9 protein-coding genes are annotated in these 18,993 nt (G+C 64.9%); 3 read left to right on the top strand and 6 right to left on the bottom strand.

Features of this window, described 5'->3' with window-relative positions; all coding sequences use genetic code 11:
- From PF66_RS16850 to PF66_RS16840, 3 genes are all read right to left on the bottom strand, one after another.
- A partial coding sequence (locus tag PF66_RS16850; protein WP_152973042.1) for a non-ribosomal peptide synthetase occupies positions 1 to 7,912 on the bottom strand: 7,912 nt, incomplete at its 3' end.
- A gap of 134 nt (positions 7,913 to 8,046) precedes the next feature.
- Positions 8,047 to 9,753, bottom strand: a complete 1,707-nt coding sequence (locus PF66_RS16845) for a cyclic peptide export ABC transporter (protein WP_054056608.1) — start codon at positions 9,751 to 9,753, stop codon at positions 8,047 to 8,049.
- Positions 9,754 to 9,830: 77 nt separating this feature from the next.
- Positions 9,831 to 10,892: a TauD/TfdA family dioxygenase gene (locus PF66_RS16840; protein WP_054063322.1), complete on the bottom strand. Its 1,062-nt coding sequence runs from the start codon at positions 10,890 to 10,892 to the stop codon at positions 9,831 to 9,833.
- A 328-nt stretch (positions 10,893 to 11,220) separates the two neighbouring features.
- Here PF66_RS16840 and PF66_RS16835 point away from each other — a divergent pair, with 328 nt between their 5' ends.
- The 3 genes from PF66_RS16835 to syrC are packed head-to-tail and all read left to right on the top strand — an operon-like array spanning position 11,221 to position 15,508.
- A complete protein-coding gene (locus PF66_RS16835) occupies positions 11,221 to 13,287 on the top strand; it encodes an amino acid adenylation domain-containing protein (protein WP_054063321.1) in 2,067 nt (688 codons plus the stop codon).
- Between the two features lie 16 nt (positions 13,288 to 13,303).
- Entirely contained in the window at positions 13,304 to 14,239 is a 936-nt protein-coding gene (gene syrB2 / locus PF66_RS16830; RefSeq protein ID WP_017904096.1) for a syringomycin E biosynthesis L-threonyl-[L-threonyl-carrier protein] 4-chlorinase SyrB2, read from the top strand.
- A gap of 57 nt (positions 14,240 to 14,296) precedes the next feature.
- Positions 14,297 to 15,508 carry a syringomycin E biosynthesis aminoacyltransferase SyrC gene (gene syrC, locus PF66_RS16825; protein WP_054063320.1) on the top strand — a complete coding sequence of 404 codons (1,212 nt, stop codon included), beginning with the start codon at positions 14,297 to 14,299 and terminating at the stop codon, positions 15,506 to 15,508.
- Positions 15,509 to 15,610: 102 nt separating this feature from the next.
- Here the strand turns inward: syrC and PF66_RS16820 are convergent, their stop codons facing one another.
- From PF66_RS16820 to PF66_RS16810, 3 genes are all read right to left on the bottom strand, one after another.
- Positions 15,611 to 16,225, bottom strand: coding sequence for an aspartyl/asparaginyl beta-hydroxylase domain-containing protein (locus tag PF66_RS16820; protein WP_054056604.1), 615 nt, complete (start codon positions 16,223 to 16,225; stop codon positions 15,611 to 15,613).
- Positions 16,226 to 16,380: 155 nt separating this feature from the next.
- Positions 16,381 to 17,751 carry an MFS transporter gene (locus PF66_RS16815; RefSeq protein WP_054063319.1) on the bottom strand — a complete coding sequence of 457 codons (1,371 nt, stop codon included), beginning with the start codon at positions 17,749 to 17,751 and terminating at the stop codon, positions 16,381 to 16,383.
- The gene (locus PF66_RS16810) at positions 17,748 to 18,752 is read right to left on the bottom strand and encodes a cupin-like domain-containing protein (RefSeq protein WP_054056602.1); all 1,005 of its coding nucleotides are present in this window, start codon (positions 18,750 to 18,752) and stop codon (positions 17,748 to 17,750) included. Before PF66_RS16810 ends, PF66_RS16815 begins: the two co-directional genes overlap by 4 nt.
- Positions 18,753 to 18,993: the final 241 nt, after the last annotated feature.

Genomic DNA, 18,993 nt, shown 5'->3' with positions numbered 1-18,993 from the left:
AAGGCACGGCAGCGGGATTGAAATCTTCCAGCAGATGCCGGCGTTCGGCGTGCGACAGCAGCGCCAGGTCACGCACCGCCACATCCGCCGTGCACTCCAAAGCCTCGACCAGCTCGGTCAAGGCCGTCTGCATATAGCCGCAGACCCGCTCACCGTCGACTCCGGCCGTGACCTGGACGCTCAACAGGAAACCTTCGCCCTGATCGTCCACCGACAAGGTGCAAGGGTAATTGGTCCGTTCGAGCACGCCGAGCACCTGGGTTCCGGCCCACTGATCGCCACCGCTGGCTTCGCGTGCCGGGCTGTGCCGGTAGTTCAGCAGCGCGCTGAACAGCGGCGACGAGGCCGCCACCGCACTGCAACGCTGGGCCAGGACCAATGGCGCATGTTCGTGCCCGAGCAGCGCGGTCAGGCGCTGGTGGGTCTGGCGCACCGCATCGCGCACCCCGCAGGCGCCAACGTCGACGCGCAACGGCAGGGTGTTGATGAACATCCCCAGCGCCCGATCCGCGCCCTCGCCGCTTTGCATCCGCCCCAGCAGTACCGTGCCGAACACCACGTCGTCACGCCCACTGACGCCACCCAGCACCCGGGCCCAGGCCAGGTGATGCAGGCTCGCCGCGCTCACCCCCAGTTGCCGGGCCTGGGTGCGCAGGCGTTGGCAAAGATCCGCCGGCAGATCGCGGCGGACTTCCTTGACGCCCCGCCCGTCGCCCTGCACCTGCAGCAGGCCGAACGGCAGGGTCGGCTCTTCGACATCGCCGAGCATCTCGCGGAAGAACGCTTCGTGCTGCTCGCGGCTCACCCCCAGGCGCGCCTGGCCCACGTAGTTGCGGTATGGCATGGCTGCCGGCAGTTGCCCGGCCACGCCCTGCAGATGGACGAGCATCTCTGCGCTCATCACGTCCAGCGCGGTGTGATCGAGAGCGATATGGTGGAACAGCAGGATCGCCACCCACCTCCGGTTGGCCGGATCCTCGGCGAACGCCAGGCGCATCAGCGGGGCCCGGGTGAGGTCCAGGCGACATTCGCGGGGGTCGAAGCGACGCTGCAACTGGCCGAGGATATCGCCCTCGGCCGGGTCCAGCGGCAATTGCTCCTGCGGCAGTTCGACATGGCGCAGAACCACTTGCTGCGGCTGCTCCAGACCTTGCCAGAGCAACGCCGTGCGCAGAATGTCATGGCGATCGATCACCGCTTGCAGGGCGTCGGCAAAACGGCGCAGCTGAGCCAGGTCCTGCAGGGCAAAGGTCGCCTGCAGCAGATAGGGATCGCCCTGTTCGGCACTGATATGGTGATAGAGGATACCTTCCTGCAACGGCGCCAGCGGGTAGATATCCTGCACATTGCCGACACCGCCAGGCACGCCGGCGACGATACGGTCGATGCTGTCCTGGTCCAGCTGGGTCAGGGTCAGCATATCCGGGGTGATGCGCTCGCAGTGGGCAGGAATGCCATTGGCCGGCACGACTATCTCGATCCCGCCACCCACGGCGGCCGCCAGCGCCGCCAGGGTCGGCTGGCCGAACAGCACGCGCACGTCGGCACTCAGGCCGGCCTGGCGCATGCGCTCGATCAGTTTCACCGCCAGCAACGAATGACCGCCCAGCTCGAAGAAATGATCCTGGCGGCCGACCCGTTCGACACCCAGCACTTCGCACCAGAGCGCGGCCAGGCTGGTTTCGATGGCACCGACCGGGGCCTGGTAGTCGCGGCTGACGAAGGCATCGGCCGAAGGTTCGGGCAGCGCGCGGCGGTCTAACTTGCCGTTGGGCGAAACCGGGAGTTTTTCCAGGTGCACATAGGCCGCTGGAATCATGTAGTCGGGCAGCAAAGCCTGCAAATGCAGGCGCAGGTCATCGGCCTCGGGAAGCGCCTGGCCGTCCTGCAGGCTGAAATACGCCACCAGGCGTTTTTCGCCGGGACGGTCCTCACGGGCCAGTACCGCCGTGTCCCGCAGGCCAGGGTACTGGCCCAGGCGCGCCTCGATTTCGCCCAGTTCGATACGGAAACCGCGAATCTTGATCTGGTCGTCGTTGCGACCCAGGTAGTCGATATGACCGTCGGGCTGCCAGCGACCCAGGTCACCGGTCCGGTACAGGCGCGCCCCTCCGGTGGTGGCGAACGGATCGGCGATAAAGCGTTCGGCGGTCAGTTCATCACGGTTCAGATAGCCTCGGGCGACGCAGGCTCCACCAATGTAGATCTCCCCCGCTACCCCCACCGGCACCGGCCGGCGTTGTTCATCGAGCAGGTAGATACGGGTGTTGGCCACTGGCTGGCCGATGCTCGGCAAGGTCGGCCAGGCCTGTGGATCGCCGCTCAGGGTCAGGGCCGTGGTGACGTGGGATTCGGTCGGGCCATAGTGGTTGTGCAGACGCGCCGCGTCCAGACGCTCGAAGAAGCGCCGCATCGGCCCGGTGATCCGCAACTGCTCACCGGCGGTGATCACATCCTGCAAGGCGCAGGCCGGCTGCCCGGTTTCGGCCGCCATGGCCTCGGCCAGGGCTTGCAGGGCAATGCACGGCATATACAGCCGTTCGATGCGCTGCTGGCAGATATGCTGGAACAGCCGGCGGAAATCCAGGCGGATATCGGCATGGATCAGCGACAGCTCGCCACCGGCACACAGGGTGCTGAAGACTTCCTGGAACGCCACGTCGAAACCCAGGGCGGCGAACTGCAAGGTACGCTGCACGGGCCGGCCCTGCTCGGCGGCCTGGGCAATCTGCCACTGCATCAGGTTGACCAGTGGCGCGTGGGGCATGGCCACGCCCTTGGGCAAACCTGTCGAACCCGAGGTGTAGATCAGGTAGGCCAGGTGTGCCGAGGTCAGCGCCGGGAGCTGCGGATTGTGCCGGGGCGCGGCGTCGATGCCGCTCTCGCCCCTGGCCTCGGCCTCCAGCCGCAACACCGGCATGGTCGCCTGGGGGAAACGCTCGCGCAGGCCACGCTGGGTCAGCAGCACCCTGGGGGCGCTGTCTTCCAGCATATAGGCCAGGCGCTCGGCCGGGTACGACGGGTCCAACGGCACGTAGCCGGCACCGGCCTTGAGAATGCCCACCAGGCCGGCGACCATTTCCAGGCTGCGCTCGACACAGATCGCCACCCGGTCGTCGGCGCCGATGCCCTCGGCGATCAGCCGGTGGGCAATCTGGTTGGCCCACTGGTTCAGCTCGGCATAACTCAGGCGCTGGCCTTCATAGGTGACGGCCACGGCGTCAGGTTGTGCGGCAGCGTGGACCTCGAACAGTTGATGGACCAGCAGTCCTGGCGGATAGGCGCGATCGAAGGCGTTGAAGTCCTCCAGCAGCTGCCGGCGCTCCTGCGGCGGCAACCAGTCCAGGCTGTGCAGTGGTGCATCGGGCCGGCTGTCCAGCGCTTCGGCCAGTTGCTCCAGCACGGTATGCAGGTAGCCGCAGATCCGTTGCGCGCCGACTCCGGCCACGGCCTGAACGGTCAGGCCGAAGGAATCCCCCAGATCGTCCACCGACAGCGACAGCGGATAGTTGGTCCGTTCCTCGCCACCGAGCACTTCGACACCACCCCAGATCCTGGCCTGACCGACGTCCTCCGGTGCCTGGGCACCCACGGCGGCATGCCGGTAGTTCATCAGCGCGCTGAACAACGGGGTCGGCGCCGCGACGCCACTGCAAGCCTGGGCCAGCGACAACGGTGCATGTTCATGACCGAGCAAGGCCGCCAGTCGCCCGTGGGTCGTGCGCACGGCTGCCTGGATACCCTGCTCCCCTGCCGCGATTCGCAACGGCAGGGTATTGATGAACATGCCCAGGGCGCGATCGGCGCCCTCGCCACCGTGCAGGCGGCCCATCAGCACGGTGCCGAAGACCACGTCCTGGCGAGCGGACAGACGCCCCACCACCTGCGCCCAGGCCAGGTGGTGCAGGCTGGCGTTGCTCACCCCCAGGCGCCGGGCCTGATCCCGCAGCCGCCCGGCCAGGACCGGATCCACCGGCAGGTGGGCCTCCTCGATGCCGCTGCCGTCGCCCTGCAGGTCCTGCAGGCCGAAGGGCAGGGTCGGCTCGTCGACATCGCCGAGCATCTCGCGGAAAAACGCCTCATGCTCTTCACGACTCACCCCCAGGCGAGCCTGGGCGACATGGTTGCGATACGGCACCGAAGGCGCCAGCTCGGCGCCCCGGCCCTGACTGAAGGCCTCGATCTCCCGGCCCAGCAGGGCCAGGGAAGTGGCATCGTCGATCAGGTGATGGAACAGCAGGACTGCGACCCAACCGCCGTTGGCGGCATCCTCGGCGTAGTGCAGACGCATCATCGGAGCCTGGTGCAGATCCAGGCGCATCCGGCGCGGGTCGAAGTGCTGTTGCAACTGGGTCGCCACGTCACCTTGATCCGGATGCGGCAGGAACGCCTCGAGGCGCAGCCGGGCCTGGCGCCAGACCACCTGGACCGGCTCGTCCAGTTCCTCCCAGGCCACGCTGGTGCGCAGGATATCGTGCCGGTCGATCACCGCCTGCAAGGACTCGCTGAAATCCAGCAACCGTTCGAAACGGTCGACCCGCAGCAGAGCCCGCAACAGGTAGGGATCGCCCTCGTCGCTGCTCAAGTGGTGATAGAGAATGCCTTCCTGCAATGGCACCAGGGCATAGATATCCTGGACATTGGCCGCGCCACCCGGCACGCCGGCGACCACGCGGTCGATCTGGGCCTGGCTCAATCGGGCCAGGGGCAGCATGTCCGGGGTGATGTGCCGGCAACCGGCGGGGATGCCGTTGGCCGGGACCTGCACTTCGCTTGCGTGGCCGCTGGCGGCCGCCAGGGCGGCCAGGGTCGGCTGACCGAACAGCACCCGCACATCGGCCTTCAGGCCGACCTCATGCATGCGTTCGAGCAGTTTCACCGCCAGCAGCGAGTGGCCGCCCAGTTCGAAGAACTGATCGTGGCGCCCCACCCTGTCCACGCCGAGCAACTCGGCCCACAACCCGGCCAGGGTCACTTCCACCGCGCCCTCGGGGGCCACGTATTCGCGCCGGGCATAGGCCTCGGCCGCAGGCGCCGGCAGGGCCTTGCGATCGAGCTTGCCATTGGCGGTCAGCGGGAAGGCCTGCAGACTGACGAAGGCGCTCGGCAGCATGTATTCGGCCAGCGTCAGGCGCAGTTGCTCGCGCAGTTGCACGGCGTCCAGCTCGACGCCGGCGGCAGAGATGACATAAGCCACCAGGCGCTTGTCACCCGGCTCGTCCTCGCGCACCAGCACCAGCGCATCACGCACGCCCTCGCAGGCGGCCAGTTGCGCCTCGATCTCGCCCAGTTCGATACGGAAACCGCGGATCTTCACCTGCTCGTCGTTACGCCCCAGGTACTCCAGGCTGCCGTCGGCCAACCAGCGACCCAGGTCGCCGGAGCGGTACATCCGCGCCCCGGGGGCCGGGTCGAACGGATCGTCGAGGAAGCGTGAAGCGTTCAATTCCTCACGGTTGAGATAACCCCGGGCCACGCCCGCGCCGCCGACATACAACTCGCCCACCACGCCAGGCGGTACCGGATGCCCATGGCCATCGAGCAGGTACAGGCGCAGGTCGGGAATCCGTTTGCCGATCGGACTGGCTCCCACGCGCTGGGCATCCTCGGCCTGCAACGGGTAGTAGGTCACGTGCACCGTGGTTTCGGTGATGCCGTACATGTTCACCAGTTGTGTACCGGCATTCACGGCCCGCGCATACCAGGGCTTGAGCATCGCCGTGTCCAGCGCCTCACCGCCGAAGATCACCTGGCGCAGGGCATGGGGCTGGGCGTTGTCGCCCTGGGCGGCAATCAGCTGGCGGAACGCGCTCGGCGTCTGGTTGAGCACCGTCACCCCGGCGCTGCACAGCAGTGCGTAGCAATCCTGTGGCGAGCGGCTGACCAGTTGCGGCACGATCAGCAGACGCCCGCCGTGCAGCAGCGCGCCCCAGATTTCCCAGACCGAGAAGTCGAAGGCGAACGAGTGGAACAGCGCCCAGGTGTCCTGTTCGTTGAAACCGAACCAGTCCTCGGTGGCCGTGAACAGCCGCGCGACGTTGCGGTGCTCGACCATCACGCCCTTGGGCAGACCGGTGGAGCCGGAGGTGTAGATCACGTAGGCCAGGCTCGCAGGCGTCAGCCCCGGCACCTGCGGATTGCGGACGGACTCGTCCCGTAGATCCAGATCATCGAGATTGATCACCGGCACCTGTACCGGCGGCAAGGCTTCCTGCACCGACTGCTGGCTCAGCAGGGCCACCGGTTCACTGTCGCCCAGGGTGTAGGCCAGGCGCTCGCGGGGATAGGCGGGGTCCAGCGGTACGTAGCCGGCACCGGACTTGAGGATCCCCAAGAGGCCGATGATCATCGCCGGGCCGCGTTCGACGCAGATCGCCACCCGGTCATCCGGGCGCACACCGAGGGCCAGCAGGCGATGGGCCACCTGGTTGGCGCGGGCGTTGAGCTCGCCGTAGGTCAGGCTTTCGTCCTGATGCACCAGCGCCACGGCGTCCGGCCGCTCGGCGGCGCGGGCCTCGAACTGCTGGTGGATCGTCTGCGTCTGGGCGAACGGCTGCTGCCCGGCATTCCATGCCTGCAACTGCGAGGCATCGCTCGCATTGAGCACGGAGAACGCGCGCACGGGCAACTGCGCATTCGCCAGCCCCTGGTCCAGCACATGCTGCAGGCGCTCGGCCATCGGCTCGATCTCGTCGGCCTGGAAATACGCCTCGTTGTAGATGTAGTGCAGCCGGGATTCATTGTCGTAGAGGTTGGTGCGCAGGTGGATGGCCAGCGGCGTCTGTTCATGATCGTTCGAGGACTTGTACACCCGGGCGCTCGATTGGCCGAAGCGGATCAGGTAATGGTGCGGCTCGTAGGAGAATGTCAGGTCGAACAGCTGCAGACGGTCGGTACGGCGCAGTTCCAGCAAGCGGTTGAGATCGCTGAGCGGAAAACGCTGGTAGCGGTAATCCTGCTTGACCGCCCGACAGATGCCCTGCACCAGCTCGGCAAACGACAGCTCATCGCCAAACCTCAGGCGCACCGCGCTGAGTTGGGTAAACAGCCCCAGGGTTTTCTTGAACTTGGCATTGGAACGGTTGAGGATCGGCACGCCGACCACCAGCTCATCGCGCGCATGGATCCGGGTGAAGTAGACGTACAGTACCGCCAGCAGAACGTGGAAACGCGAGGCCTGAACGCTCTGGGCCAGTTCGTCGAGGCTGATGTCGAAGTGCCGGGCAAAACCGCAGGTGAAATGGCCGCTGCGGATCGGGCCTTCGCCCTGGGCCTGGAGGTGGCGTGGGGGCAGCAAGGGTTCGGGCAGCTCGCTGTACTTTTCCAGCCAGTAGGCCTGGTCGTGGGCGAAACGCGGCGACTGGCGGTAAGCGTGGTCGTCCTCGATGAAGTCGACATAGGACGGCGCCGTCAGATCGGGCGTACGCTCATCGAGCAGTGCGTTGTAGAGCTGACCGAGAGAAGCGAAGAGCGCATCGATACCCCAGCCATCGAGCACGATATGGTGGGCGTGGATGACAAAGTAATAGCGTTGCTCTTCGATCCTGAGCAAATGGAGACGGAACAACGGGCCGCCGCGCATCTCGAAGGCGGTCTCGATCTGGCGTTGCATCCAGCGCTGGGCAGACTGCCGGGGATCCGCCTCGCCCCGCAGGTCGATCGGTGCCACGCACATCGGCAGTGTTTCGGCAAAGGACTGCAGCGGCACGCCCTCCTCGTCGCGCTGGTCGAGCAGGACCATGCGCAAGGCGTCGTGCTTTTGCATCAGCAGGTCGACCGACCGCTGGAACACCTCGGGATCGAGGTGCCCCTCGATATCCAGATAGCCGCCGATGTTGTACAGCGGCGAATCGCCTCGGGTCATCTGGTCCAGCCAGATATTGCGTTGGGCAGCGGTCAGAGCAAACGCCATACATTTCTTCTCGCAAAGGGTCGGCCTCACCACGACGAAAAGGTGGCGATAGCTAAAAGTTGAGTCGGGTCCGGGGGTGACCTCGCCCAGCCTGGCGAAGCCGCCTCCCGGGAAGCGTCAAGAAGCGCTGGTATTCAGGCGCGCTTGCCCTGTACCGCACAATTCACGTCGGAGACGATCTGCCCGTCCACCAACTTGATGATGCGATCGGCCAGTTGGAAGTACTGGTCATCGTGGGTGATGATCAGGACTGTCTTGCCGCGGCGCTTGAGATCCGGCAGCAGCTCTTCGTAGAAGAAACGCTTGAACGGCGGGTCCTGGTCGGCGGCCCATTCGTCCAGCAGGTAGATCGGCCGATCTTCCATGTAGGCGCAAACCAGGGCCAGGCGTTTCTGCTGCCCATAGGACAGCGCCTTGGTCGTCGAGTAGCCCATCCCCTCGATGCTGATCTTGTCGGCCAGGCCCAGGGTCGCCAGGTATTTCTGCGCGAGTTCCGTGCTGGCATCCTCCTGCTCGTCCGGGCCGATCAGGCGGTTGAACAGCTGGAAGTCGGAGAACACTGCGGAAAACAGGTCACGGTAGTGGTTGCGCGAGGTGTCGGTGATCGGCTTGCCGTCGAGCAGTACCTGCCCCTCCTGGGGGATGTAGAGTCCGCTGAGCACCTTGGCCAGGGTACTCTTGCCGCAGCCGTTGCCACCGACGATATAGATCAACTCACCGGCACGTACCGTCAGGTCGATGGGCCCCAGGGCAAAACCGGAGCCGCTGATCGGATCCACGTAGTTCATGCGCACATTCTGCAACTGGATGCTGTTCCAGTCCCTCTTGTGATCCAGGAACAGCACGTTGGCGGTTTCGCTGGCGAGGGCTTCGGGTTCGGGATGCGGGTCGTTGATGGAGAAACCGAACTCCGCCAGGCGGGCACTGGCGACACGTCCCTGGGCCAGCAGCGGCATGGCGCTGACCAGCAGCGACAGCGGGCCCATGATGTACAGCACGGCCAGCACACTGGCGCTCAGGGTCTTGCTGTCAATTGTGCCGGCCATGGGGGCCACGAACAGCAGGCAACCGATCAGCAGCGACAAGGTCAGTTGACCGACATTGTCGGCCGCGGTGTACCAGAGCCGTTCGAAATAGTTGTAGCGGGCCACCTTGGTCGAGGACTCCTCGATCGCCGAACGGCTGAACCAGCGGCGGCGAATGCCGTTCAGCTTGAGCTCCTTGAGACCGAACACCAGGGCATGGGTGTATTCGTTGAACGCGGTGAACTCGTCGCGCACCTTGCGGGTGACGCTCATGCCCCCCATGAAAAAGCCCATGTAAAGCGTGACCCCCAGCACGATCAGGCCCATGGTCAGTGCGAACACGATCCAGGACAGATAGGCCAGGTAGCCGATACCGAACAGAAACACCGCCGTTTCCACCAGCACCGTCGGCATGATCACCAGGGTACTGTTCAATTGCGGGATATCGTTGGTGAGCATGGTCAGGACATTCGGCGCCCCGCGGCGATCGACCTCTTCCAGGGGCGTCACCAGGATCCTGCGGCACAGGGCAATACGCAGGCGGGTCATGATGCGCATGCTGGCATAGGCGGGAAACAGCGCGGCGCCATTACGGAACAGCAGCGCCACCACGCTCAGACCGACGAACCAGTACACCGTCTGCCACTGGAAGCGCTCCTCGTGGATCGCCTGGTTGATCACATTGACCACCGCGATGGAGGCTACGCCGCTGATCACCCCGGTCAACAGGGTCATCAGGGTCAGCCAGGGATGGTTGCGCCACAGCAGGCGCATGACCGAGCCGGGTTTGGCCTTTTTCTCTTGCCCGTTGTTCATTGGTGACTGTCCTTGAATGCTGGGGCCCGCTCGCCGGCCGGCCGTTTAAAGTCCTGGGAGACCCGGCGTGGGGTCGTTCAGACGGGCTTCCAGACATCGTCCCGGGCGGTCATTTCACCCATGGCGACGACGATCAGCCGAGGTTCCTCGTAGGGGTCGCGGGCATGGGCGGCGAGCATGTTGTCCAGCATCACCACATCGCCCTTGCGCCAGTCGAAACGCACTGCGCAATCCTCGTAGGCCTCGCCGATCAGGGCCATGACCGAGTCTTCGATCGGTGAGCCGTCGCCATAGCTGACCAGCCGTGGCAGGCGGTCGGCACCGAACATGTCCAGCAGGTCCTCGCGCATTTCCTCACCCAGGCAGAATGGATGGTGCAGTTGCACCTGGTTGAAGAAGCAACGCTCACCGGTGAACGGATGGGTGATCACCGCCGGACACTGGGTGCGGATCTGCAGGGTATCGGCGTCGAGCCACTCGAAATCGGTGCCCTGCTCGCGGCAGCGCTGTTCGACGACGTCACGCGAGGAGGTGCCGAAGAACGATTCCCAGCCCGGTTCGACACCGGCGGTAAAGGTGCGGCTGTACATCAGGCCCTTGCGTTCGAAGCGCTCGACCACCTCGGCCGGCAGGCGCCCGAGCACTTGCCGGATATCGGCCAACGGCGTCGCCCCGCCGACCCGCGAGGGTTGTTCGCAGAAGAACCATTGCTTGCGCGGCCAGCTCTCCAGGTGCGAGCTTTCGTTGTGGTAAAGGATCATCTCGCGTTCGGGATAGGGCGTGGAGCGATAGACATTGCGCCCACCCTCCTTCTTCGGCAGGTCGCCGTAGCTGCCATGCAGGCCCGGCGACAGCGCCTCGGCGAAGGTTTCGAAGGCCGCGACCGAACCCAGGTCGAAGCCGCGGAACAGCAGCGCGCCGTATTGGCACAGCAACGCCTCGATCGCCTCGCGTTGCGTGGATGCCCACAGCGCCGGATCCAGGCCGGCCGCGACGGGCTCGACCACCACCGGCAGGCTGATGCCGGGGGCCAGGAAGGACAGGCGCACCAACGGGTCGCCCACTCCATCGGGCCAGGCCGGCGAATTCGGCAGTTCGTCAGCGGTGAAAACCGGCGCAGCGTTAGCTTGAAGACTCATTGAACACTCCTGGACCACAGCCCCTCACATCCACGTTGTATGGCGCGAGACCGAACCGGTCCCAGCGCCGCGCAAGGATAAGAACATCGATGGCGGGGAGCTGTCTGTCACTGCAAACCGGGACAGGCGCCGCGTATGCCGCCCGTGATGGCTTTGTCCCCATTTCCCGCGACAGACGCCGGCGACCGCTCAATGCTGAAATGCGGCCACTGCGGATCGTGCCGGCTCTTTCGCAATGGGTCCCCAGGCCGCAGGGACGTCTCAAGTGCAGCGCAACTCGTCAAGGCGCCGATTCGCTGCACCTGGTTATTACACAGGAGCGTAAGTCATGCCGATCAAGAACACTGGCGAATCGGTCAACACCGCGCCAGCCCCTCTCACGTCCGGTGCTTTCCTGCATGAGATATTCGGTGCACGGGCGCGTGAGTTTCCCGAGCGAACGGCGGTGTCCGACGCCACTCGGACATTGAGCTATGCGCAACTCGACGCGCTGTCGTCGAAGCTCGCGGCGCGCCTGCGCCATGAGGGCGTGAAGGATGGCATGCGTGTCGGCATGTACCTGCCACGCAGCGTCGATCTGGTCATCAGCCTGCTGGGCATCCTCAAGGCCGGCGGTACCTATGTCCCGATCGATCCGCAGTATCCGGGCAAGCGTGTCGAGCACATCGTGCGCGACAGCGGCCTGAACCTGGTGATCGGCGACGCCGCGAACCTGCCGCAGAGCCCGGCCCTGCGCGTGCTGCCACTCGACCAACTGCTGTCCGCGCCGGCACTGGAGCCGAGTGCCGATGTCGGCCGTCGCGACCCGGACCAGGCCACCGCCTACATCATCTACACCTCCGGTTCCACCGGTGAGCCCAAGGGCGTACAGGTTGCCCACGGCAACGTCAGCCGCCTGCTGGAAAGCACACAACGCGTCTACGGTTTCAACGCCCAGGACGTCTGGTCGATGTTCCACTCCATCGGTTTCGACTTTTCGGTCTGGGAAATCTGGGGCGCCCTGGCCCACGGTGGCCAGGTCAGCGTGGTGCCGTATGACGTCTCCCGCTCTCCGAGCGCCCTGCGCCAATGGCTGTCGGACCAGCGCGTGACCGTGCTCAGCCAGACCCCATCGGCCTTCCGCGGCCTCGACGAGGCCGATCGTGGCAGCAAGGCGCCCCTGGCCCTGCGCTATGTGGTCTTCGGTGGCGAGGCGCTGCCGACCACCGTGCTGCGTTCCTGGGTCGCGCGCCATGGCGACCAGAAGCCGGCACTGATCAACATGTACGGCATCACCGAAGCGACCGTTCACACCACCTTCAAGCGCGTCCTGGGCCAGGACCTGGAAACCGGCGCGATCGTCTCCGTCGGCCAGCCGCTGGATGGCTGGCGGCTGCACCTGCTCGACGCCAACCAGGCAGCGGTGCCCCGGGGCACCGCCGGCGAGCTGTATATCGAAGGCGCCGGCGTGGCCCAGGGCTACCTGAACCGTGCCAGCCTCAATGCCGAACGGTTCATCCAGTTGCCCGGCACCTCGACCCGCGCCTACCGCACCGGCGATCTGCTGATCCTGGGTGAAGACGGCGAGTACCGTTACGCCGGTCGTTGCGACGAGCAACTGAAGATCAGCGGTTTCCGCATCGAGCCGGGCGAGATCGAGGCCTGCCTGCAGACCAGCCCGCACGTGGCGGCCGCCCATGTCGGCGCACACGACTATGGCGATGGCGACCTGCGCCTGGTGGCCTATGTGGTCCCAAGCCATGGCCTCGGCGCCTGGACCGAGCAGGTCCGTGGTGAAGTCACCGCCCTGGTGGCCGCCAGCCTGCCGGACTACATGCGTCCTTCGACCTACCTGGCCCTGGCGCAGTTGCCGGTGACCGCCCATGGCAAGATCGACAAGCAGCAACTGCCCTCGCCCACCGGCGGCGTCACCCCGGTCGGCGCGGCCGGCAACCCGGAGCTCAACCAGGTCGAGCAGTTCGTGCTCAAGGTGTGGAACGAGGACCTGGGCCTGAAGAACATCGGTCTGAACGACGACTTCTTCGATTTCGGCGGCACCTCCCTGGCCCTGATCCGTTCGCTGAACAAACTCAAGACCCACTTCCAGATCAGCCTCGACCCCGGTGTCCTGGCGAACGGCGCAACCGCCAAGGTGCTGGCCGACTATATCTCCCGCACGCAACTGGCTCCCGAACAGTTCGTGCTCAAGGTCTGGAACGAGGACCTGGGCCTGAAGAACATCGGTCTGAACGACGACTTCTTCGATTTCGGCGGCACCTCCCTGGCCCTGATCCGCTCGCTGAACAAACTCAAGACTCACTTCCAGATCAGCCTCGACCCCGGTGTCCTGGCGAACGGCGCGACCGCCAAGGTCCTGGCCGACTACATCTCCCGCAACCTTGTTCAAGCCCATTGACCAAAAGGAAAGACCCGTGAGCAAAAAATTCGCCCTGACCCCGGAAGAACGCGCCTCGTTCGAAAAGAACGGTTTCATCGGCCCATTCGATGCCTATTCGCCGGAAGAAATGAAAGAGGCCTGGAAGCGTACCCGCCTGCGCATGCTCGACCGTAGCGCGGCGGCCTACCAGGACCTGGATGCCATCTCCGCCGGCACCAACATCGCCAACTACGACCGTCACCTGGATGACGACTTCCTGGCCGATCACATCTGCCGCGCGCAGATCTGCGACCGCGTCGAAAGCATCCTCGGCCCGGACGTACTGTGCTGGCGCACCGAGTTCTTCCCCAAGTACCCAGGCGATGAAGGCACCGACTGGCACCAGGCCGACACCTTCGCCAACGCCTCCGGCAAGCCACAGATCCTCTGGCCGGAACACGAGGACTTCGGCGGTACCATCACCGTCTGGACCGCGTTCACCGACGCCACCATCGCCAACGGTTGCCTGCAGTTCATCCCCGGCACCCAGAACAGCATGAACTATGACGAAACCAAGCGCATGAGCTACGACCCCGAGGCCAACAACAGCTCGGTGGTCAAGGACGGCGTACGTCGCGGTTTCTTCGGCTACGACTATCGCCAGTTGCAGATCGACGAGAACTTCAAGCCCGACGAATCCGCCGCCGTGCCGATGGTGATGAAAGCCGGCCAGTTCATCATTTTCTGGTCGACCCTGATGCACGCCTCCTACCCGCACAACGGTGAGTCCCAGGAAATGCGCATGGGCTTCGCGTCGCGCTATGTGCCGTCGTTCGTGAAGATCTACCCGGACTCCGATCACATCGAGGAATACGGCGGTCGCATCAGCCTGGAGAAATACGGCGCGGTACAGGTGGTCGGTAACAAGACGCCGGACTACAACCGCCTCGTGACCCATACCACCCGCGGCAAGAAATTCGAAGTGGCCTGATCCCTACCAGCCTGACGACAGTTGGCCTGCGCAATGTGCCTACAGGAGTTGAAATCCATGACTATTTCCACCGACGCAACGTTGCGCCTGTGCGAGACCGTGAGGATGCTTAGGCACCTTGCCATCCACCTGCCCGATCCCGTTTGCCTGAGCTTTCTCGCCCACGGCGATGGCCCGCTCCCCGAGCAGGCCTCGCCCAGCGTCAGGGCCACGGAACGCGCGGTCAACGCCGCCTTTGCGCGGATCGGCGTGCATGCCCTGCAGTACCTGCACGGGGGCGAGGCCCAGCTGTCGTCCTTCGAATACTTTATCAGCCGCAAGATCTGCGAGGCGCTCGACTACCGCTACGATCACTTCGACGATGACGAAGAGAGCACGGCGTTCAAGCGGGCGCTCAAGCATTTCGATTTCAGCGGTGCCGCGCCGCACATCGAGGCGCTGCACCTGACCACCCGCGACAACGTCGCCCTGTCGGTCTATGCCGGCACCCACCGGGAGCGTCCGGCAATCGTCCTCGCCCTGCCCTGCGGCATGCCCTTCGACCTTTGCCGCGACTGGTTCGACGCACTGAGCGAACGCTTCTTCGTGGTCACCTGGGAGACCCGCGGGCTGTTCGGTGCCTGCGAGTCCTTCGATGGCATCGCCGTGGACACCCAGGCCCAGGTCGCCGACCTGATCAGCGTGATGAATCACTACGAACTGTCCACCGCCCACCTGATGGGCATCTGCGGCGGCGCGGTGATCGCCCTCAGTGCCGCCGCGGCCCACGGCGACCGGGTCAGTTCCCTGAGCCTGTGGCATGGCGACTACAACCTGGGCGACGACAACCTGCGCACCGCCCATCAGCAGAACTTCGAGTGGCTGATGGAAGCCGCGGCCCAGGACCGCCACGAGGCCAGCGACCTGCAGACGATGTTCCTCGACCAGGCGACGCTGGCCACCACGCCCGAGCCGATCGCCCATGTCGCGCTCTATCCCTACGTCAACCCGGAGCTGTTCTATCGCTATGCGCGCCTGAACGACGCCTTGAACAAGACCGAGCTGGCCTCGCAGCTGGCGCGGGTCGCGGTACCGACCCTGGTGGTCGCCGGCGACGCCGATGCCACCACGCATATCGGCGGATCGCGCCACATCGCCGCCTCGATCGAGGAGGCCACCCTGCATGTGGAACGCGATGGCAGCCACCTGGCGTTCTTCGAGTCCACCCAGCTGGCCAAGCAGACCGCCTTCAACTTCCTGGAAGAAGTCCTGCAGCCGACTTTCGCCTGACGGTTGCGGACAGACAACAAAAGGGGGCTTGCGCCCCCTTCTTCGTTCCTGCCGCCGGCGACGGCCAAAGCGGCCCGTTTGCGCGGACCGCTGCGTCCGCTATCAGGCGGCGATCATGTTCTTTTCGCGATAGAACTCGAGGTACAGAACGGTACGGAAATCCCGCGAGGCATTGACCGCGAAGTGATCGAGCGAGCCATCGAAGATCACCAGGTTGCCATTGGTGCTCTGGTTGAAGTTGCCGTTGACGTTGAGGTAGGCGTAGTTGCCGGTGACGGGAGCATCGATGGTCAGTTGCATGTGCAGCAGCCCCTCCTCCCAGGTGCCGGTATGGGCATGGGTGCCCAGGAACACGTTGGGTTCCATGCGCAGCAGGGCACAGAGCTTGACCCCAGGGATCTGGGTCAGCAGCTCGATGGTTTCCGGCATCGCCTCACGGGCATAGGGAATCGGTGTGTCGTAGGCCATCAGGCCATACTGGGTCCACTCGGGCATCACTTCCATGTTGTCGCCCCAGCCCCAGATCCAGCCGTACTGACCACCGGCAGCCATGTGTTCATCGACTTCGTTGACGATATCGGTGATCTGCTTGCCGACCCGGTTGATGGTCAGGGTCGGCGCATTCAGGGCGAGAAACTCCTTGCGAATCACCTCCCAGTTGTTGGCCAGGTGCTGAAGCTTGGGGAAGTGACTGGGATCATAAAATGACGGACGCATAGGTCCTCCTCTATCGATTGTTGTCGGCTCGGATGGCGATGCGGGCGCAGTCCTGACGACTGCGCGAGAGCCTGCAAAGGTTGACCCAGCGCCCCTGGCCTGTCTGTCACGGGAATCTGGTACAACAGGCCCGCCACGCGGCCTTCAGGGCTTTTTCACAGGGCGTCGGCCTGTACCGGATCAGCCGTGTGCCGCGGTGCCGCCTCGGGCTGCGCGCCCTCCAGGCGGCGCATCGGCCCATGGCACAGGACACTCAGGGCCAACAGCGCAAAGCAGGCCCCGGCCACCACGAACAGCATTGCCACCCCGCGCCCCGGGCCGACCCCCAGCCAGCGTCCGATCGATTCGGCATAGGCCCCGCCAGGCACCAGCGCCGGTTGAAACCAGTGGTCGACCAGCAGGCCACCGACGAAGATCGTCAGGCTGGTGGTGGCAATGGTCAGCATGCTGATCAAGGCAAAGACACTCGCCCGGTTGCCGGCGGGGATCCTGCGCATCCAGAGCGAGTTGACACTGGCGTCGGCCACGCTCGCCGCGGTAATGGCGACAAAGGCCAGCGAGCAGTAGGCAAAGGCGTGGGAGACCACACCCAGGGCGATCACACACAGCGCCAGCAACAGATCAGCCGCGGCCACCAGGGCCATCAATCGTCGCGGGTTGCCCATGGATATCAGCAGCCCGGCACCGGCGAGCCCGCCCAGGGCCGCCCAGGTGTAGGCCATGCCCAGGGTCTGGCTGCCCAGGGTGGACAGCAGCAACGGCGTCATCATCAGGGTGGCCAGCGACAGCATGGCATTGCGCAGCATGGTGTAGACCAACAGGCCGGCCATCAGCCGAGTGCCGGCAAAAAACCTCAGGGCGGCCGCGACGTTCCCCATCGCTCCGTGCAGCACCGTGCCCTTGGCAGGGCTGTCAGGTCGTTCGCAGGACTGCCGCAGATGGGAAAAGGCCTTGATCACCAGCAAGGTGCCGGAGCAGAAGGTGATCAGGTCCACCGCCAGGATGGTCACCAACCCCGCGTGGGCCATGATCGCACCCGCCAGCAACGGCGCAACCAGCGCCGAGGCGTTCTTGCTGATCCCCATGAGGCCCGAGGCACGGGTGAACTTGTCGGGGGCGACGATCGAGTTGACGGCTGCCTGGTAGGCCGGCTTGCGGAAGGCCGAGACGATCGAGGCCAGGCAGTTGAAGATATACAGGTGCAGCGGCTCCAGGCGATCGAACCAGAGCAGCCCCATGACGGCGAAGAGCAGCAGCGCCAGGCTGACGTCGCAACAGATGATGATCAGTCGATGGCTGACCCGGTCGGCCAGCCCACCGGCCAACGGCAGGAACACCACCGCGGGCAGCGTCGCCGCCAACACCACGTTGGCGAAGGCCACTGCCGAGCCGGTATGGGAGTAGACCCAGACCCCGAGGGCGAACTCCATAAGGGCGGTGCCGACGATCGCCAGGGACTCGCCGCACCACAGAAAATAGAAACTTCGTCCCAGGTCGAAGGATGGCCGACGGCGCGAGAGGCTCATGGGCGCACATCGCGAGGGCTGAAGAGATCACTCACCTTCTGCGCCAGCTGCCAGGCCAGGGAGTAGGCCACCGCGCCCAGCACCAGCGGCGCCAGCCGGGAAAACAGATAGGTACGCAGCACCCGCCTGGCGATCGGCGAGCGGATATCGCCACTGACATGCAGGGGCGTCGGGAAGGTTGCCGCAACGGTGGCACCGAACGCGTCGTCCATCGATTGCACGGCGTGCCACCAGTACACCGGGATGTACAGCGCATCGCCCGGTTCCACCACCGTGCGCAGCGCCTTCAGGTCGCGCGTTCCGGGGAAGCGCCGGGTATCGATGTCATACAGGTAGCCCGCCTCTTCGATCACCGGCCGCAGCGCCCGCCAACTGGCCTCGTCCGGTGGCAGCAGGAGCACTTCCTTGGCACCGACCACCTGGGCCATGAAAGTCTCGTCGACCACATGGAAATGCCAGTCGGTATAGGAATTGCGGTAGAGGAAACTGCGATGGGGCGGGTAATGCCGGGATTTGGACAATTGCGGCATGAACGGCAGGCCGCCGACGTCATCCTTCATCTGCTCGATGGCCGAGCCCTCGGAAAAACGGCAGCTGTCCGCCACCAGGGGATCATGCCCCTCGCCCAGGCCGTCGAGAAACTCGTGAAACGGCATCTCCCGGTAAACCGTGTCGGCATACGCGGTCAGCGCCGCCTTGACCTCGGGTTTCGACCAGCCGATGACTTCCGAGACGATCTTCGAACGCACCACCACCGGCTTGTTGCGCGAGTTCGCCTTGAAGTAGTCCAACTGCTGCCATTTCTGGAACGCCGGCCAGTGGCGCACGGCATTCTTCACCAGGCACGGACGGTTGCGGTTGACGTAGCGACGGATGAATGCCTCCCGGGTAATCGTCAACGCATCGATCACTTCGACAGGGCCTGCCTGAGGATGGTTGGGAAAACGCGACAGACTCCAGAACTTCGACTCAGGGCGGTTCACTTCGGCAATCGATGACATGGTGCGACCCTCGCAAGAACACTCAGGGCCGTTGATATAACAGAGTCACACGCACGCGCCCAAACGCACCGATGCCCGCACCGCGCGGTTGTCCCTGCTTCCCATGACAGACATCAACGGGTGGATGCTCTAGCTTTTTTCGCACGCTTTCCCTCGTCCCGCCGACCGACAATCGAGCCTTCGCGCCGTGCTGTCCCTCGCTCGGAGACGAGCCCACTGATTTCTGCAAACAGGTGCTCCG

Origin of the sequence: Pseudomonas asplenii, assembly GCF_001293465.1 — a bacterium.
GTDB lineage: Bacteria > Pseudomonadota > Gammaproteobacteria > Pseudomonadales > Pseudomonadaceae > Aquipseudomonas > Aquipseudomonas fuscovaginae_B.
Note: the sequence above shows the minus strand (reverse complement) of the source record. Positions and strands in the feature narration are given on the sequence as shown.